Annotated in this window: 13 protein-coding genes; 9 read left to right on the plus strand and 4 right to left on the minus strand. The window is 39.3% G+C overall.

Annotated elements, in window-relative coordinates; genetic code table 11:
- The first annotated feature begins 453 nt into the window (after positions 1–453).
- Positions 454–3,456 carry a TonB-dependent receptor gene (locus FDK13_RS14780; RefSeq protein WP_170982807.1) on the plus strand — a complete coding sequence of 1,001 codons (3,003 nt, stop codon included), beginning with the start codon at positions 454–456 and terminating at the stop codon, positions 3,454–3,456.
- 102 nt (positions 3,457–3,558) lie between these two features.
- Here FDK13_RS14780 and FDK13_RS14785 read toward each other — a convergent pair whose 3' ends face one another.
- Together FDK13_RS14785 and FDK13_RS14790 are read right to left on the minus strand one after the other, a co-directional pair.
- Complete coding sequence (locus tag FDK13_RS14785; protein WP_137340775.1) at positions 3,559–4,155, minus strand: 2OG-Fe(II) oxygenase; 597 nt, start codon at positions 4,153–4,155, stop codon at positions 3,559–3,561.
- 85 nt (positions 4,156–4,240) lie between these two features.
- Complete coding sequence (locus FDK13_RS14790) at positions 4,241–5,002, minus strand: LexA family transcriptional regulator (protein ID WP_137340776.1); 762 nt, start codon at positions 5,000–5,002, stop codon at positions 4,241–4,243.
- 134 nt (positions 5,003–5,136) lie between these two features.
- On the opposite strand from FDK13_RS14790, the gene dinB reads away from it, so the two are divergent.
- Positions 5,137–6,369, plus strand: coding sequence for a DNA polymerase IV (gene dinB / locus FDK13_RS14795; protein WP_137340777.1), 1,233 nt, complete (start codon positions 5,137–5,139; stop codon positions 6,367–6,369).
- 17 nt (positions 6,370–6,386) lie between these two features.
- On the opposite strand, the gene FDK13_RS14800 is transcribed toward dinB, so the two are convergent.
- Positions 6,387–6,704, minus strand: a complete 318-nt coding sequence (locus tag FDK13_RS14800) for a type II toxin-antitoxin system PemK/MazF family toxin (protein ID WP_137340778.1) — start codon at positions 6,702–6,704, stop codon at positions 6,387–6,389.
- Positions 6,701–6,928, minus strand: coding sequence for a DUF2281 domain-containing protein (locus FDK13_RS14805; protein ID WP_137340779.1), 228 nt, complete (start codon positions 6,926–6,928; stop codon positions 6,701–6,703). The genes FDK13_RS14800 and FDK13_RS14805 overlap by 4 nt, the downstream gene beginning before the upstream one ends.
- An 81-nt stretch (positions 6,929–7,009) precedes the next feature.
- Here FDK13_RS14805 and FDK13_RS14810 point away from each other — a divergent pair, with 81 nt between their 5' ends.
- The 7 genes from FDK13_RS14810 to FDK13_RS14840 all read left to right on the plus strand — a co-directional run bounded on the left by FDK13_RS14810 (position 7,010) and on the right by FDK13_RS14840 (position 18,328).
- Positions 7,010–9,973 carry a DNA polymerase III subunit alpha gene (locus tag FDK13_RS14810; protein WP_137340780.1) on the plus strand — a complete coding sequence of 988 codons (2,964 nt, stop codon included), beginning with the start codon at positions 7,010–7,012 and terminating at the stop codon, positions 9,971–9,973.
- A gap of 93 nt (positions 9,974–10,066) precedes the next feature.
- A complete protein-coding gene (locus tag FDK13_RS14815) occupies positions 10,067–10,576 on the plus strand; it encodes an RNA polymerase sigma factor (protein WP_137340781.1) in 510 nt (169 codons plus the stop codon).
- A 184-nt stretch (positions 10,577–10,760) separates the two neighbouring features.
- Complete coding sequence (lgt, locus tag FDK13_RS14820) at positions 10,761–11,597, plus strand: prolipoprotein diacylglyceryl transferase (RefSeq protein WP_137340782.1); 837 nt, start codon at positions 10,761–10,763, stop codon at positions 11,595–11,597.
- 154 nt (positions 11,598–11,751) lie between these two features.
- Positions 11,752–12,471 (plus strand): lipocalin family protein, encoded by a 720-nt coding sequence (locus FDK13_RS14825; RefSeq protein WP_137340783.1) that lies wholly within the window; start codon positions 11,752–11,754, stop codon positions 12,469–12,471.
- Positions 12,472–12,508: 37 nt separating this feature from the next.
- Positions 12,509–14,461, plus strand: coding sequence for an LTA synthase family protein (locus FDK13_RS14830; protein WP_137340784.1), 1,953 nt, complete (start codon positions 12,509–12,511; stop codon positions 14,459–14,461).
- A gap of 19 nt (positions 14,462–14,480) precedes the next feature.
- Complete coding sequence (locus FDK13_RS14835; protein ID WP_137340785.1) at positions 14,481–15,332, plus strand: sugar phosphate isomerase/epimerase family protein; 852 nt, start codon at positions 14,481–14,483, stop codon at positions 15,330–15,332.
- 188 nt (positions 15,333–15,520) lie between these two features.
- A complete protein-coding gene (locus FDK13_RS14840; protein WP_137340786.1) occupies positions 15,521–18,328 on the plus strand; it encodes a M16 family metallopeptidase in 2,808 nt (935 codons plus the stop codon).
- Positions 18,329–18,357 lie beyond the last annotated feature (29 nt).

Consider the following 18,357-nt stretch of genomic DNA (forward strand, 5'->3'; position numbering starts at 1 on the left):
ATGAATTTTATAAGTTTAAAGAACGCAACGCTTCTCAAATAATGAAGATGTTCATCGTCGTTCTTTATCAGACACACATCATTATCCTGTAAAACTTAGTGTCATTTTTCAGAATAAGTTTGCCCTCAGGCTTATTCAATTGATTTGAAAATTCAAACAATTCCTTCCAGGGATCTAAACCACTTTTAAAGAGTAAGTTTTAACTGTATCTGTCAGACATTCACGCGTGCGGGCTTCAATCGTATTGACTTTTACAGCTATTTGATCAGGATTAACAGCAGCATTCTAATTTAGGAAACTCTAGATTATTTATTAGGCAAAACGGTCGTTACAGCATTTACGACCCTTGGGAATACTATGCGCTTAGTCTTCTCTTTCAGACTATTGATAGCATAATCCAGGCTCTGAATGTTGTTTTTATCGGAACTCCAATTCACTAACTTATCGAACATCATGACGAAATCATTACCATTTAGTGTCAGGTTTGTAATACTTGTAGTCATTTGCACCTTACTGACCAACCTATTATTTGCTCAGCAAAAAACAATTTCCGGACGAGTTATTGCAACTGAGGACGGAGCCGGGCTCCCAGGCGTTAGTATTGTTGTAAAAGGTACTAATGTTGGAGCAATAACAGGGGCCGACGGGACGTACAAATTGGCAGTACCAGGCGAAAAAGCAGTATTATCTTTTTCTTTCGTTGGTTTTGCAACACAAGAAAAAACAGTTGGTTCTTCCGGCACAATTGATGTATCTCTTGAAAGTGATACCAAACAATTTTCTGAACTTGTCGTAATCGGTTCACGGAATTCATCCCGTACCAAACTGGATACTCCAGCGCCTGTGGATGTAATTTCAGTTGCGAAAATATCTCAAAACATGCCTCAGACGGAATTAGGGCAGCTTTTAAAGCAAGTAGCACCGTCATTTAACTCACTCAAAATACCAGGAGGAGACCTTGCTTCTCACGTAGATGCCGTGCAGCTGCGAAACCAACCCCCTAACCAGACATTAGTTTTATTGAACGGAAAACGCCGTCATTCGTCTTCATTGCTTTTGGTAGCAAATAATTCCGGTCCGTCGACAACCGTTGATATGCGGACAATTCCTTTGGCAGCTGTTGAAAAAGTTGAAATTCTTCGTGACGGTGCAGCAGCACAGTATGGTTCTGATGCCATCGCTGGTGTTGTGAACATGGAATTGAAAAAAAGCGTAGGTGTTTTTACTGGTATGTACAATACTGGTTTTTATGCAAACGCAGGTTTGGCCAAAAATAAAGATATCGACAAATTTGGTACCGATGGAAAGTTACAGCAATTCATGGGCAACTACGGTTTTGCTTTGGGCGATAAGGGGGGTTTTATCAACCTTACTTTTGAATTAAGTCAGCAGGGAAAAACGAGCCGTGTGCCAAAAGGCGGATACAGCGGAGCCGTTTTTGATGACAGCTATTTGAACAACACAAGAAAAGATGAGTACGGACAGACGATTATTACAAACCCGGAACTGATTGCAAGTCCAGACAACGCATCACTTAAAACAGATCAGGGATTGCAAGACGCCCGTGGATTGAAAAAGAAGGATTTTGAGATGATCAACGGTTTGAGTAAAGTAGAAAACGGGACTATTTTCATGAACATGGCTATCCCGTTAGGGCCAATGAAAGGAAATGAATTCTACGCTTTCGGTGGACTTAATTACCGAAATACATTGAGCGGCTGCTACTATCGTTTCCCTCGTCAGCAGGATCGTTTCTTAAATGACCTTTATCCAAATGGATTTTTGCCTCAGCTGACTTCCAACATTTCTGACAGATCTTTAACGATGGGTGTTAAAGGAAAAGCAGGGATTTTTGATGTAGATTTCAGTAATTCATTCGGAAACAGCAAGTTTGGTTTTGGTATGGTCAATACGATGAACGCATCTTACGGACCTTCGACACCGACAACGATGCGTCTTGGAGACAACAATTTCATCCAGAATACAACCAATCTTGGCTTAACCAAGTTGTTTGAAAATCCAGGAAACGGCGCGCTTAAAAGTGTCAACGTAGCCTTCGGAGCTGAAATGCGTATAGAAAATTATCAAATCAAAGCAGGTCAGAAAGAATCGTATACCAAAGGGGATTATGGTACTTTCACAGCTCCTTCTGATAACTACAACTACACAAAAAATGTAAACAAGGATGTAAAATCTGAACAAACGATCAAAACAATAACCGGTGCAGATTCTACGGTTTATGTTGATTTGATCCTTCCTTACAAAGGCGACAAAGTGGACATCAAAGGATATTCTCCAAACTGTCAGTGTTTCCGCGGATTTGCTCCTGAGCAGGAAACAAACGCTTTCCGTTCTGTAATGGCAGGTTATGTGGATGTTGAAGTCGACGTAACAAAACGATTCATGGTTGAAGGTGCAGCACGTTACGAGCATTACAGTGATTTCGGTGGTGTTTTGACCGGTAAATTCGCAACACGTTATTCGATCGTTCCGGATATGTTTGCCGTTCGTGGTTCTATCAGCACTGGTTTCCGTGCACCAAGTCTTCAGGAATTGTATTATGCACAAACTTCAACTGGTTTCACACCGGGTGGCGTTCCTTTTGATCAGGGATATTTCACAAACAACAGTACAGCTGCAAAAGCACTTGGTATTCCAAAATTGAAACAGGAACGTTCGACAAACATCAGTTTCGGTCTTACTTCTCAATTAATCACCGGTCTTGAAGTAACTGCGGATGCTTATTACATCCATATCAAAGACAAGATCATCCAGACTGGTGGTTTTGGTGGTAGCGTAATCGGTGGCAATTTCAGTAACATTATTACTGCTGACGGTATCGCTCAATTCTTTACCAACGCTGCGGACGTTGAAACAAAAGGGATTGACCTTGTAGCTAATTACCGTACGGTTGTAGGAAGAGGCGGCCAAATGACTTTCTCTCTTGCTGCAAACTGGAATACTGTTGCATTCACGAAAGTTTATCCTGCTTCTCTAAATATTGGCGCAAATAATACTTTGCCAACAGATCCGACTTTGCGCGCCCAATATCTTTCTGATATCTACCTTAACCGTAGTTCTCGCGGAAGTTTTGAAAGAGGGAATCCACGTCAGAAATACATTGCTTCTATCGTTTATACAAAAGGACCTTTGTCTGCGATGATCCGTGGTGTTTATTATGGCGGTGTGAATTATTACAGTAACTATCATGAAACCGACGATATCACTTCTCCTTATGCAGATTATACTTTGGGAGCTCGTGCAACAATGGATTTGAGTGTTAGTTACCAGGTTTTGAAAGCACTTCGTGTTTCAATTGGCGGGGATAATGTTACAAATACATATCCAACAAAAACACGTACCGACTTGACAGATTCTGGCCGTTTTGCTTACGACAATTATCAGATGGGATATCAGGGTGCATACTATTACGCACGTATGAGCTTCCAGTTCTAAGAAGTTACACTCCCCAAAATAAAGGCATAATTAGTTGTGACAACGTCCTCTAATTATGCCTTTATTTTTATTCAACTATGTGATAATTATCGCAAATATTAATCAAGCCTTATGAATCCAGCAATTAACCGCAAAACGCCAGTCTTTAAAATCCACTCCAGGTGCAATTACCGGCAGCACTTCATGAGGCGCAAAGGAAGGAAACACAAGTAAAGAATTGTTATCCGGTGAGATATCTTTGGGCTTTTCATCTTCCTCCCCGATTGGTATCGTATGAAGCCTTAAATTTCCTCCTTCAAATTTCCTGGGAATACTATGCAGATAATACACTGCACTTATCACCCTTGGATTTTCGGTTTTTTCGTGCACCGCCGTATCAATGTGGGCTGTAAAAAGAGCTCCGTCGCCATGCGCGGCAAACTGTACTTCTATTTCTCCAATATTAAATCTGGATAATTTTAAAGCCGTAATCATTTCCGGAATTAACTTGCTGATACCCTCCTGAATAATATTTTTATAAATACCGCAATCATGAAGTGTTAAAGAAATACGCGAATCAGACACATGCTGAGTGCCTTTACTATAAACAACTGATGGCTTAAAATCCAATTGTTTGTCAACTGCATAAGCCAATATCTCTGCATTCAATTCATCACTAAAAAAGTTTTGAAGATGCATGTGGGGAAATAATCTAGCCATTAAATTTTAATATAACATTGGATAAAACAAATTTCAATTCAATATTTAATTGTGGAAACATGCCATTTCATTGCTGCCGAAAATTTCACCTGGCCAGCTTCCTCACCTCCTCTTTCAATTCCTTCATTTCCTGATGAATATTCTGCAAACTGATATTCGCAGCATTAGTTTCCATATCAAATGTCAGCTTACTGTTCACCTGCCACAATTCTCTTACTTCACTTCGGTCAACAGAAACCGGAGCATATTCAGGATTTAGTGAAATCAAACTGACAAATGTACTTTTTTCATTTTTCTGTATTTTTTTTACCAGGATACTATCCGCCGTCACAATCACATACATCCGGTTATTTTTCACATCATCCCAACCTTCCACCGCTTTGCCCACAATCCATTCATCCGACTGCAAAACCGGCATCATACTATCCCCATCCACCTGAAATCCCCGAAAAGTTGCGTTGCGATATTCGGGAAGCGGAATACTGAATGCCGGCAGACTTTCAAACCAGCGCGTGTCTCCAAGATTCAACGGATATCCGGCAGCTGCTTTTGCATTCACCATTACAATATTTTCTTCTCCTGTATTATCCACTGTCACCACTTTTGGATTGATGGCAGCATCTCCTATCCGCAAATATTTCTGTCCGCTTTCTCCAAACAGCCAGAGCGGATTAATATTATGCTGCTTTAAAAGCTCTTTAACAACCTGTCCGGGAATGCGCGTCCGTCCTCTTTCGATGTCGGCCGTTGTCATACTTATACCCAATTGCTCGGCAAATGCAGCTTGCGTCAGGTTCAGCTCTTCCCTTAATTGTTTGAAACGCTTACTTTCCTCTTCGATGGGCATATGTCTGGTAAACTTGTACTTAAATGAGTAATCATATCAAAGATACAATTTTTTGGAATTAATCCATTGTTATATCGGGAAATATTCCATAAATTTGGAAATATTCCATTGATAAGTAAAAATTCCAAGCCACCATGGAGCGAACCATACTACATATGGATCTTGATACATTTTTTGTATCTGTCGAACGTAAAATTGATAATCGTTTAGAGAATAAACCGATTCTCGTTGGCGGGATTGGTGACCGCGGCGTTGTGGCTGCGTGTAGTTATGAAACACGCCCCTATGGAGTTCATTCGGGTATGCCGATGAAGATGGCGAGAAATCTTTGTCCGGAAGCTATTGTCATACGGGGTGAAGGAGGTGTTTATTCTGAACATTCAAAAGTTGTCACTGAGATTATCCGTGAAACGGTTCCGGTTTTTGAAAAAGCAAGTATTGATGAATTTTATGCTGATTTATCAGGTATGAACAAATTTTACGGATCGTCTTATAAAATGGCACAGGAACTGAGAATGCGTATTAAAAAAGAAGCTGGCCTGCCCATTTCCTTTGGACTTTCTTCTAACAAACTGGTTTCAAAAGTAGCCACCGGTACGGCAAAACCCGATAATGAAAGAAAGATTGAATTTGGAACGGAAAAAACATTTCTGGCGCCAATGCTGGTTAAGAAAATTCCGATGGTAGGCGATAAAACCAATCAGATCCTTTATAACCTTGGCATAAAACATGTAAGAACAATCCAGGAAATGCCCGTTGAAATGATGAGTAAAGTCCTGGGCAAAAATGGCGTTGTGCTTTGGAACCGTGCCAATGGAAGAGACGATACACCAATCATTCCCTTTCATGAACGGAAGTCAATTTCCAACGAACGGACTTTTGGAAAAGATACAGGAGATACTACAAGAATGCGTGAAATGATCAGAGCCATGGCTGAAAACCTGGCTTATCAGCTTAGAAATGGTGAGAAGCTGACGTCTTGTATTTCGGTTAAAATACGATACGCGGATTTCAATACTTTTTCCAAACAACTCAAAATCCCGTACACATCAGCCGATCATTTATTAATCCCACAAGTGGAAAAATTATTTGATCAGTTATACAACAGAAGAATGCTGGTAAGGCTTGTGGGCGTCACATTCAGCGATCTGGCCGGAGGAAATTATCAGATCAATTTATTTGATGATTCGGAAGAAAAACTGAATCTATACCAGGCAATGGACCTTTTACGAAACCGGTATGGTACAGACAAGCGGGGAAATGCGATAGTGAGCTGGGGTACAACAATAGGCATCGCCAACATATCAAGTATGGGAAATCCGTTTAACGGGGAACCACCGATTATTCCGGCGCATAGAAATGCTTAAAAGATGGAAGATATTAATTATAAATCAAACAATTCGATCAAACTCGCATTGACTTGCTTTAATTCTGACGCTTCTAAGGCTCCAAATTTTCCAATAACCAATGTCTTGTCAATTGTAGTCAATTTACTTAATCGAATTAAAGAAGCTTTTTTAAGACCATTTAATATAGAAGGCTCGACCATGACATCATCTTGTTCCCGCCATTTGATTTGTGTAGTGATAAATGCTACTGTCACGTCAAGATCAGTTGAAATTAAAATCAGCGCCGGTCTGTTTTTCACATCCTTCAAATTTGTAAAAGGAAAGGGTATCAAAACAATATCGCCTTTCTTCATTTATAAATTTCTTTTAGATCAGCTATGGTATAAATATCCTCTTCATCATTTAAAAAGTCAAACGATTTTGATTCACTAGCCATTTTCTGAATGCCTTCAACTAACATAGAGTCCTCGGATTTACTCAGAAGAAATTCCGCAAAATCCGTTACCTCTTTTATCTTTTGATCAGAAAGCTTCGACAAATTCTCTATTGCAACTTTTATTAACGCGTCACGTGACATAATAATCAGGTTCTAAATGAAGACGACTTAACTATTTCATTATTAATAAAAGTAAGTATAAAGTTTAATTTCCCAAAACCCATGTTACTCAACTGCCACTCCTATTTCAGCCTGCGTTATGGAATGATTCCCGAAAAGGATTTGCTGGAACTTTGTGTACAAAACGATTATAATGCCATGGCGCTGACGGACATCAACAATACGTCCGGCTGTCTGAATTTCATACGTTTGGCAGAAAAATATGATATCAAACCCATCGTTGGCATTGATTTCAGAAACGGGATACAGCAGAAGTTTGTAGGATTGGCAAAAAACAATACAGGTTTTCAGGAGCTGAATGAGTATTTGTCAAAACATTCTCATCAAAAACTGGAATTCCCGGATCAGGCACCCATGCTGGAAAACGTCTTTTTTATATATCCTTTTGAACAGTTATTAAAAACAAAAAAAGAAGTATTTCGTCCTAATGAATATATTGGTATTTCGATCAAGGATTTAAACCGCGTTCAGTTTTCTACTTTACGTGATCGGCTGGATAAGTTTGTAATTTTACACCCTGTCACTTTCCGGCATAAAAAGGATTTCAGCGCACATCGTCTTTTACGTTCAATCGATGAAAATACTTTACTGAGTAAAATTTCCGGCTTTGGTACAGGAGAAGAAACGGAACAAATACTGCCTTCTAATATCCTGAAATATCATTTCAAAAACTTCGATTCCATTATTCATAATACCGAAAAACTCATGGACGAATGTCACATCCATTTCACTTTCGGAGAAAACAGGGAACATCAAAATTTAAAAATATATACTCAAAGCGAAGCAGAAGATTACCAGCGTCTGCGTCAGAAAAGCTACGATGCGCTTGGATACCGGTATGGCGACAATATCACCGATCAGATTTTTGACCGCATATCGATGGAACTGGAAATGATCCAGAAACAGAATTTCATTCCTTTCTTTCTGGTGAATCATGACATTGTAAGTTATGCAAGACAAAAGGGCTATTTCTACGTCGGCCGCGGCAGTGGCGCTAATAGTATTGTGGCCTATTTGCTTGGAATAACCAATGTTGACCCCATTGAACTTGATTTATATTTTGAACGCTTCATCAACATACATAGAAAAAACCCTCCCGATTTTGACATTGATTTTTCATGGAAAGACCGCGAGGATATTACTGATTATATCTTTAAAAAATTCGGCACCAAAGGTCAGGCAGCACTTTTGGGCACTTACAGCACTTTTCAACATAGTGCGGCTGTGAGGGAATTGGGGAAAGTTTTTGGTTTGCCAACCTATGAAATTGATGCACTCAGCGATGGAAAATATGATCCCAAAAAACTGGATCAACTTTCAGGGCTGGTGATCAAGTATGCGCAATATTTCCAGGAAAATAACCAGCCCAATCATTTGAGCATTCACGCGGGCGGTATATTGATTTCCGAGCGTCCGATAAATTACTTTTCTGCTACGGATCTGCCGCCAAAAGGTTTTCCGACAACACAATTTGACATGGTGATTGCGGAAGATGTTGGTTTGAATAAATATGATATTCTTAGTCAGCGCGGATTGGCCAAAATCAAGGAAACGCTGGAAATCATCAAATATAACCGCCCTGATGCGCCGGAAATAGACATTGACGATGTAAAACAATTCAAGCTTGATCCAAAAATTAACAATCTGATCAAGCAAGCACAATGTATTGGCTGTTTTTATGTTGAATCGCCAGCGATGCGTATGCTTTTGAAAAAGCTTGAAGTTGATAACTACCTGGGCCTGGTGGCTGCGAGTTCCATCATTCGGCCCGGCGTTGCCAAAAGCGGGATGATGCGGGAATATATTTTACGGCATCAGGATCATGACAGAGCCAAAGATGCACATCCGATTTTACTGGATCTTATGCCCGAAACGTATGGCATCATGGTTTATCAGGAAGATGTGATCAAAGTTGCCCATTATTTTGCAGGCCTAACGCTGGGAGAAGCAGACGTAATCCGGCGTGGAATGAGTGGAAAATTCCGTGGACGTGATGAGTTCGAATTTGTAAAAGCCAAGTTTTTCAAAAACTGTAAAAACAAAAAATATGACCCGATAGTCACCGGACAAATCTGGGCGCAGATTGCCAGTTTTGCAGGCTATGCTTTTGCAAAAGGCCATTCTGCATCCTATGCCGTGGAAAGTTATCAGACACTTTTCCTGAAAGCCTATTATCCACTGGAATTTATGGTGGCGGTTTTGAATAACGGCGGCGGTTTTTATGGCCCGGAATTGTATGTCCATGAAGCCAGAATGATGGGTGCAAATGTGCTGGCACCCTGTGTTAATCATAGCAATGTGCAGGCTGTTATTAAAGGAACTGATATTTATCTGGGTATGTCAGCTTTAAATGAAATTGAAGAAAAAACGATTATCAAAATTATAGAAGCCCGGGAAGCAGAAGGCGATTTTACTTCTTTAAATAATTTCCTGGATCGTGTGGCCATTTCCATTGAACAGATCACAATCCTGATTCGTATCGACGCGTTTCGTTTTACCAAAATTGATAAAAAGACGTTACTTTGGAAAGCACATTTCCGGCTAAACAAAGCACCCCAAAAAGTCCCGCAAAAGCAATTATTTCAGGTAGAAGTCAAAGAATTTGATCTTCCAAAATTTGAAACGTCCCCAACCGACGAAGCCTACGACCAGATCGAATTACTGGGATTTCCACTTTGCAGTCCTTTTGATCTTGTCAAAAATCCAATGTCAAAAAGTGTGATGTCAAAAGATCTGCACCAGTATATCAATCAGGATATTATTCAATACGGATATCTGGTGGCTGTGAAAAATACGAGAACCTCAAAAGGAGAGCGGATGCAGTTTGGAACATTTCTGGATCAGGAAGGGCAGTTTATTGATACCGTACATTTTCCGCAAGTAGCAGCAAAGTACAATTTCTCAAATAAAGGAGTTTATAAAATTTACGGGAAGGTAATTGATGAATTTGGTTTTCTGAGTATAGAAGTAACTGAAATTGTGCGGATGGATTTGTCTTTGAGGTGACGGAAAAATAAAGTAACTTCTAAAAAAATACGATCTCTTTCGTGACATTTCCCTCTCAATGTATACTAATGACTTATAAATAAATAAGCAGCGATGGATTCGGTAAATAAAACTTATTTCATAGAGGTCATCCAGGAACATCAGGGAATTATTAATAGCATCTGCCGTATCTATTATATTGATAATGAAGATATAAAAGACGCAAAACAGGATATTATTTTACAACTTTGGAAATCTATGCCAACGTTCAGGAATGAATCCAAAATCAGTACCTGGATATACAAAGTTGCATTGAATACGATTCTGACAAAAGTAAAACATGACAAGAAAACTGCTATTACTGAATCACTTTCGGATAATTATCCGGAAAATAATTCCGACGATAACATTCATTTAAATGACGACATCCAACAATTATTATTTATGATTGGAAAGCTCGAAGCGACTGAGAAAGCCATTATGATTCTGCATTTTGAAGGATATAGTAATAAGGAAATTGCAGAAACGCTCAAACTCACATCTACCAACATCAGCACAAGAATGAATCGTATCAGGACAAAACTTAAAGAAACGTTTAAAAGTATTTACAATGAACTCAGATAATCTTCGATCTTCGTGGAATCAGTTAAAAAAAACAAATACTTCCGTTGAAATCAGCAAGGAAGACATATTTAACATCATTGAAATCAATCACAAAGAATCGTTTAACTTTTTTTCAAAGCGTATTCTACAAAACGCTGGCATATTGTCCTTTCTGATCATTTTTTGTCAAAATTGTTATTTGTAAATGAGTGCTTCCTTATCTTTCATACTTTGGAGCGCGAGATCCAATGTATTTTCTGGCCACGCAATTCCAAAATGGTATGGTATATGCTGGGCAACAGGAGTATTGCTGGGATATCAGGTCATGCTTTACATTTACAAAAAAAATGGGAAACCGGCAGAAAAATTGGATATACTGACAACCTATGTGATCATTGGTACACTACTTGGTGCCAGATTTGGCCATATTCTTTTCTACGATCCAATCTATTATTGGCATCATCCCATCGAAATATTGCCAATTCGCCTTTCTCCTCATTTTGAATTTACGGGATTATCCGGACTTGCAAGCCACGGAGGAGGAATAGGAATTTTTCTGTCAATATATCTTTATTGTAGAAAATATAAAGAAAGCTATATCTGGATACTTGACAGGATTACGATTATTGTTGCATTAGTTGGTGCTTTCGTGAGATTTGGCAACCTGATGAACTCGGAAATGATCGGAATTCCAACCAATGTTCCATGGGCATTCATTTTTACAAATGTTGATACTATTCCGAGACATCCTGCACAATTATATGAATCTATTTTCTGTCTATTTCTTTTTACACTTATGTTTTCAATCTGGAAAATAAAAGGCGATAAAATTCACGATGGGTTTCTCCTCGGAGTTTTCCTGATTCTGCTTTTCAGTTTCAGATTTATTGATGAATATTTCAAAATTGATCAGGAATCTTTCGAAAGCGTGCTACTTATTAATATGGGACAGATTTTGAGTATTCCATTTATTCTGGCTGGGGTGCTCTTAGTCCAATCAGATTATTTCAGAAATCATATTTCCAAAATTCATAATACCTGAATATTATTTCTGCTTTGCAACCCACTCCTTATCCTTAGACCAATTCTTTCTTCACTCACAATTTTCCTGAATAGAACCATATTTCATACCTTGGTATGTTTAATGCAGAAATGTTACTACATTTTCCGCTTTTAATCGTTTACCAGAGGTTGTAATGAAAAATTTATTTCTTTTTACAGTACTTATAAGTTGTATTTTGTTTGGATGCAGTAAAGAATCAGGTTCCATTTCAGGAAGTTGGGTCAGGGCTATGGATGAACAACCTCAACATCAGCAAGGTTTTACATTAAAAGATGAAGGAAACGCCGCTTCAATTAACCTGGACGACAAGCTTTACAATAAATGGGAAAAGTTTGGCGATTTGCTTATTCTTCGCGGCACTAAAAATTCAGAAGCAAAGGAAGAATTTTCAGATACTCTCAAAATCATCTCTGTTGGTGACAGTATCCTCGTGCTAAAAAAGAGGAACGGGAAAGAAATCACTTATACTAAAACCAATATTCCAGGCAAACTGGTCAGGGCCTTCGAAGCTTTTGACTGCTACAATTTCACCACAAAAAAAGACACAGCATTTCTGCATATCAATGTGGCAGATAACACTGTGTCAGGAGACCTTGAATATCATTTTTTCGAAAAAGACAGTAATAAAGGAACAATCAAAGGCAAAATGATCGGAGATACGCTAATTGCCGATTACACATTTCTATCAGAAGGTACAACTTCAATACGGCAAGTGGTCATGATCAAAAAAGACAATAACTTTATAGAAGGTTTTGGTGATATTCAGGAGCTTGACAAAAAAACAAGTTTTATTAACAGAGCAAAAATAAGCTTTAAAAAAGGCCTGACTTTCAGAAAAATTAATTGCCACTGACATAAAAAATTAAATTTCACCCGTTCCCCTAACATTAATGATTAAATCTGCCGATTATCCGGTTAACCCAAAACGTCCATCTACTAACAAGCCTTATGAACATTCTTTTGGATTAGCCGCTTTATTAATCACCATCCTTGTTATTTTATCAATGCTTACAAGGATTGCTTTGCTTATCAAATCCGCTTCGGCCGTTGATTTTACTTTTATAAACCTCTTCGGCATTTTCGGTATCGGGCTGTTTTATGACCTGGTTAATGCTGTTTATTTCATTTTACCATTCATGGTTTATATCTGGCTGATGTCAGATAAGGCTTTAAAGAAAAACTGGCAGCGAATTTTGCTTTATGGAATTTTCTCCTTTTTCATTTTTGGACTTTTGTTTAATACCGTCTCAGAATGGTTTTTCTGGGATGAATTCAGCGCACGTTTTAACTTCATCGCTGTTGATTATCTGGTGTATACCAATGAAGTAATCGGTAACATCCGTCAATCCTATCCCGTAGAATTGATCATTATATTTCTTGTTTTAGTCACCGCGGGTTTCGTTTATTTTTTAAAGCCACTGATCAGGAAAGCGGCAGGCAGCGCACTCACTTTTAAGTCAAGATCAATCTGGATGCTTGGTTATTTACTTATTTTGGCAGCTTCGTTTTTCCTGGTTAGTAACAAAACAAGACAGTTCTCTGAAAATACCTATGTAAACGAACTTGCCGGAAACGGGCTTTACGAACTTTTTGCTGCTTACAGAAATAACGAGCTTGACTATGCCCAGTTTTATCAGAAAATACCTGACGCCGAGGCTTTTAAAACGATCCGGGAAAAGATCAAAACTCCTGAGAGCCATTTTGTGGACAACAATCCTTTCAGCATAGAAAGAAAAATCATAAATCCCGGTATCGAAAAAAAGATGAATGTGGTATTGATCAGCGTCGAAAGTTTGAGCGCTGATTTTCTGGGAATATTTGGGAATACACAAAAAATAACCCCAAATCTGGATTCTCTTGCAACGCATAGCCTTCTTTTTACACATTTGTATGCGACAGGAACCAGAACCGTTCGGGGTCTCGAAGCGCTGTCTGTCGGCACACCGCCAACACCCGGACAATCCATTGTCAGACGACCGAAAAACGAAGGGCTTTTTTCAATGGGCAGAGTTTTTAAAGAGAAAGGTTATGAAAGTAAATTTATTTACGGAGGTTATGGCTATTTTGATAACATGGGTTATTTCTTCAAAAATAACGATTATGAAGTAGTAGATCGAAAAGCAATTGCCAAAAAAGATATTGATTACGAGAATATCTGGGGGGTAGCCGATGAAAATTTGTTTACTTTGGCAACCCGTGAAATTGAAAAAACAATTAAAGCCGGAAAGCCGGTTTTTGCCCACATCATGACTACATCCAACCACAGACCATTTACCTACCCGAACGGACGTATCGATATTCCGTCACACACAAGCCGGGAAGGTGCGGTGAAATACACGGATTATGCGATTGGGAGATTCATAAAAGAAGCAAAAACAAAACCATGGTTCAAAAATACACTTTTTGTGATCGTGGCCGATCATTGTGCTTCCAGTGCCGGAAAAGCAGACCTGCCTGTTAACAAATATCTGATTCCGCTTTTGATTTATTCTCCGGGTAACATTCAGCCGGCGAAAATGGAACGCCTGATGAGCCAGATCGATCTTGGACCGACGATCCTTGGATTGCTTAACTTTTCTTATACCAGTAAATTTTTCGGGTACGATATTTTCAAATTGGAAGAAGGCCGCGAAAGAGCCTTTATCAGCACTTATCAAAGTCTGGGTTATCTAAGAAAAGATACTTTGATAATCTTGAAACCGCAGCGTATTGCGGAATCCTTTCTTCCGGATTTTAAAGACGGAACAGCAAAGGAAACGCCTGTCAATAAATCTCTGACGAAAGAGGCCATTACATGGTATCAGACGGCCAGTTTTCAGTTTAAAAATAAGCTGATGAAGTGAAAAATTAATTTATAAAATTATGCTTAATCCAAAATTCGGCGCCTCAATTTTATCCTGGATCCCTCCTGTCTGGACTCCGGAAGCAGGTCTTCATGCCATAAAAAAAACAGCAGAAACAGGATTTGATTTACTGGAAATATTGCTTCCTGTCTCCATGGACTTTGATGCCGAAACCGTTAAGAAGCAATTAAAAGAACACAATATTGAAGCTGTTTGTAGCTTAAATTTGCCTAAAAACTGCCATATACCTTTTCATCCGCTGGAAGCAACAACGCTGATCAAGGCGGCGTTGGATAAAGCAGCCATTTTGGAAGTTGGATTTCTCGGCGGTGTTTTACATTCAGGAATCGGTGTCTTCACAGGACTTCCACGTACCAAAGAAGAAGAAGTTATCCTTTGCCAGGTTTGGGGAGAAGTTGCGGCTTATGCACAAAATCTCGGAATTAAAATCGGGATTGAGCCTATTAACAGATATGAGAGTTATATCTGCACGGCAGCAAGTGAAACCATGACTTTGATCAATAAGGTTAACGCGTCAAACCTGGGTCTGCATCTGGATACTTTTCATATGAACATTGAAGAAAGTAATTTTCGGGATCCAGTCCTGGCCGGAGGTTCAAAATTATATCATGTACATATGACCGACAGCGACCGCGGGATGCTTGCTGAAGGAAATGTACATTGGAAAGAATTGTTCAAAGCTTTGTCAGAAATCGATTATAGCGGAGCACTCGTTTTAGAGAATTTTTCTTCTGAAATTAAAGGGTTAGTCGGCCCGACATCTTTATGGCGTCCTTCAAAATACAATGCCGAAGATCTGGCGAAAGGCAGCCTTGCCTTTATGAAAAAGATGGTTGAAAAATATAAATAAGTTATATCTGCCACAGGCGATCAGAAGCGATATCTGTGGCAGATTTGTTATTTCAACTAAAAAAACGTCTACTTCTTTAAGTCATTACCACTTACACAACTAAAATATTTTGGTATACTCCCTTTGCAATCGTATTGATTAACGATATCTTTCGTTTTCATACATTTTATCAACTTAATAGCAGTAAAATGAAAAAATCCCTCTTGGTATTATGCGTTTTAGGCATATCTACGGCATTAATACCAACTTTTGCACAAGATTTACACACACAGAAAATTCCGTTGGATCCGACCGTAAAAACCGGCAAGCTTAAAAACGGTATTACCTATTATATTAAAAAGAACGCTGAGCCGAAAAACCGTGCCGAGCTTCGCCTGATCGTAAAGGCCGGGTCGGTGTTGGAAACCGATGCGCAGCAAGGTCTTGCCCATTTCATGGAACACATGAATTTTAACGGCACCACCAATTTCCCAAAAAACGAATTGGTAAATTTCCTACAAAAAACCGGTGTCCGATTCGGTGCTGATTTAAATGCATATACAGGTTTTGACGAAACTGTATACATGCTTCCAATCCCGACAGATTCCACAGGATTGTTGGAAAAAGGCCTTCAGGTTTTGGACGACTGGGCACACGGAGCCCTACTCGACCCAACTGAAATTGAAAAAGAAAGAGGTGTTGTTTTGGAAGAATCACGTATGGGCCGCGGCGCACAGCAGAGGATGCGGGATAAATATCTGAAAATGATCCTAAATAACTCACGTTATGCAGAACGTCTGCCAATCGGGAAAGATAGTATTCTGAAAACCTTTAAACCTGAAAGTATAAAAGCTTTTTATAAAGATTGGTACAGACCCGATCTTATGGCTGTGGTAGCCGTTGGAGATTTTGATGTGACCAAAGTAGAGGCGATCATCGCTCAAAAATTTGGTAAAATACCATCTGTAATAAAACCTAAAACGAGGACGGAATATACAATTCCCCTGAATGGCGGCACAGATGTTGCGATCGTAACGGATCCGGAATATCCTCAAAACGTAATTCAGCTGATTTATAAACAGCCAAACTCGAAAGAGAAATCGATGTTTGATGTACGAAATAACATTGCCCAGGGATTATATAATGCCATGATGGGTCAGCGGATGCAGGAACTTACACAGAAAGCAAATCCGCCTTTCCTGTATGGAGCCAGCAATTATAGTGATTTCCTCGGCAATCTGGATTCCTATACCTCCATCGCGCTTGCAAAAGATCCGTCGTCTGTGGAAACCGCACTTACTGCTTTGCTCGAAGAAAACGCACGTGTTCAAAAATTTGGTTTTACTGCGCCTGAGCTTGAAAGAGCAAAGAAAGATTTCATGAACCAGATGGAGCAGTCTTTGAAGGAGAAAGACAAAACGAAATCGGCCAATTATGTGCAGGAATATCTGGATAATTTTTTACACCAAAAACCTTACATGGGCATAGAAGCTTATTATGCTTTCCTGCAAAAAAACATTGGTGGCATAAAACTCGAAGAGGTGAATGCACTGGCTAAGAAATATATTACGGATAAAAACCGGGCTGTTGTTATCATGGGACCTGAAAAGGGAAAAGATGCTTTGCCAACCGAAGCGAAAATCCGGACCATGCTGGCACAAACAAATGGTGATTTAAAAGCTTATGTTGATGACGTACTGGATTCACCTTTACTTAAAACAGAACCAAAACCAGGCAAAGTTACAAGCGAAAAAGCAGACGAAAAGCTGGGAATAACAGAACTGGTCTTGTCAAACGGCGTAAAAGTTCTTCTAAAACCTACTGATTTTAAAAACGACGAAATCCTCATTCAGGCTACCGGAAAAGGTGGATATTCCTTATTTCCGGGTGAAAGAGAAACCGGAATCATGACGAGTTATATGCTTCAGTCTGGCGGTGTTGGGCCATATAACCAAACCCAATTACAGAAGTTTCTGGCCGGAAAAACCGTTGGTGTTGAGCCTTATCTTAATGAATTGAAAGAAGGTGTAGAAGGCAGCACCAATCCAAAAGATCTGGAAACTACGCTGCAATTGATATACGCTTATTTCACCGAGCCACGTAAAGATGCAGAAGTTGTAGGCGGAATGCTTGCTAACCAGAAATCATATCTGGAAAACATGCGTAAGACCTTGACACCAGATAAAGTTTATTCTGATACGCTAAATGCTGTTTTGACGAGTAACAATCCGGATCGTCGCCCGCTGACGCCGGAAAGTATTGACAAAGTAAGTTTGGATCGTGGTGTTGAAATGTATAAAAACCGATTTGCCGATGCATCTGATTTTGTTTTCACGTTTGTAGGCGCCTTTAAAGTGGATGCCATCAAACCACTGCTCGAAAAATACATCGGCGGTTTACCGTCGACAGATCGTGATGATACTTACAAACATCCGAATATTTTCCCTCCAAAAGGCCGTATTGAAAAGACGATCTACAAAGGTTTGGAACCAAAAAGCCGTGTCACAATTGTGACTAGCGGAGAGTATGACTATAAACCTGAAAATAATATTCAGATTGAAGCGTTGCAGGAAGTATTGCAAATCAAACTGATCGAAGCACTTCGTGAGGAGGAAAGTGGTGTATATGGAGTTCGCGTTTCGGACGATGTAGACAAACTTCCTACGGGGCATTATCGTTTCAATATCGGTTTTGGCTGTGCTCCCGAAAATGTAGATAAACTTGTGAGCCGCACTTTGACTGAGATGAAAAAGATCAAAGACAATGGTGCAGATCCAAAGGATATCGAAAAATTTGTTGCAGAAACAAAACGTAAAACAGAAGTTGCACTTAAGACAAATGGCTTCTGGATTAACTATATTGACGAGAATACTTTCCTTGGAGATGATTTAAATGAAGTTTTTGAAGAAGATAAATTGTTGAAATCGATAACCGTGGCGAGCACCAAGGCAGCAGCTAATCAATATTTCTCGGATGAGAATTTTATTAAATTGGTATTGATGCCTGAGAAAAAATAGAAAATGTGATGGGTAAAGCCCGGTAAATA

It is taken from the genome of Dyadobacter frigoris, assembly GCF_005280585.1.
Taxonomy (GTDB): domain Bacteria; phylum Bacteroidota; class Bacteroidia; order Cytophagales; family Spirosomataceae; genus Dyadobacter; species Dyadobacter frigoris.

Bases quoted from the DNA above. Each gene is read 5' to 3' on its own strand.
- FDK13_RS14780 (WP_170982807.1), top strand. From the start codon at position 454: ATGACGAAATCATTACCATTTAGTGTCAGGTTTGTAATACTTGTAGTC.
- FDK13_RS14785 (WP_137340775.1), bottom strand. From the start codon at position 4,155: ATGGCTAGATTATTTCCCCACATGCATCTTCAAAACTTTTTTAGTGAT.
- FDK13_RS14790 (WP_137340776.1), bottom strand. From the start codon at position 5,002: ATGCCCATCGAAGAGGAAAGTAAGCGTTTCAAACAATTAAGGGAAGAG.
- dinB (WP_137340777.1), top strand. From the start codon at position 5,137: ATGGAGCGAACCATACTACATATGGATCTTGATACATTTTTTGTATCT.
- FDK13_RS14800 (WP_137340778.1), bottom strand. From the start codon at position 6,704: ATGAAGAAAGGCGATATTGTTTTGATACCCTTTCCTTTTACAAATTTG.
- FDK13_RS14805 (WP_137340779.1), bottom strand. From the start codon at position 6,928: ATGTCACGTGACGCGTTAATAAAAGTTGCAATAGAGAATTTGTCGAAG.
- FDK13_RS14810 (WP_137340780.1), top strand. From the start codon at position 7,010: ATGTTACTCAACTGCCACTCCTATTTCAGCCTGCGTTATGGAATGATT.
- FDK13_RS14815 (WP_137340781.1), top strand. From the start codon at position 10,067: ATGGATTCGGTAAATAAAACTTATTTCATAGAGGTCATCCAGGAACAT.
- lgt (WP_137340782.1), top strand. From the start codon at position 10,761: ATGAGTGCTTCCTTATCTTTCATACTTTGGAGCGCGAGATCCAATGTA.
- FDK13_RS14825 (WP_137340783.1), top strand. From the start codon at position 11,752: ATGAAAAATTTATTTCTTTTTACAGTACTTATAAGTTGTATTTTGTTT.
- FDK13_RS14830 (WP_137340784.1), top strand. From the start codon at position 12,509: ATGATTAAATCTGCCGATTATCCGGTTAACCCAAAACGTCCATCTACT.
- FDK13_RS14835 (WP_137340785.1), top strand. From the start codon at position 14,481: ATGCTTAATCCAAAATTCGGCGCCTCAATTTTATCCTGGATCCCTCCT.
- FDK13_RS14840 (WP_137340786.1), top strand. From the start codon at position 15,521: ATGAAAAAATCCCTCTTGGTATTATGCGTTTTAGGCATATCTACGGCA.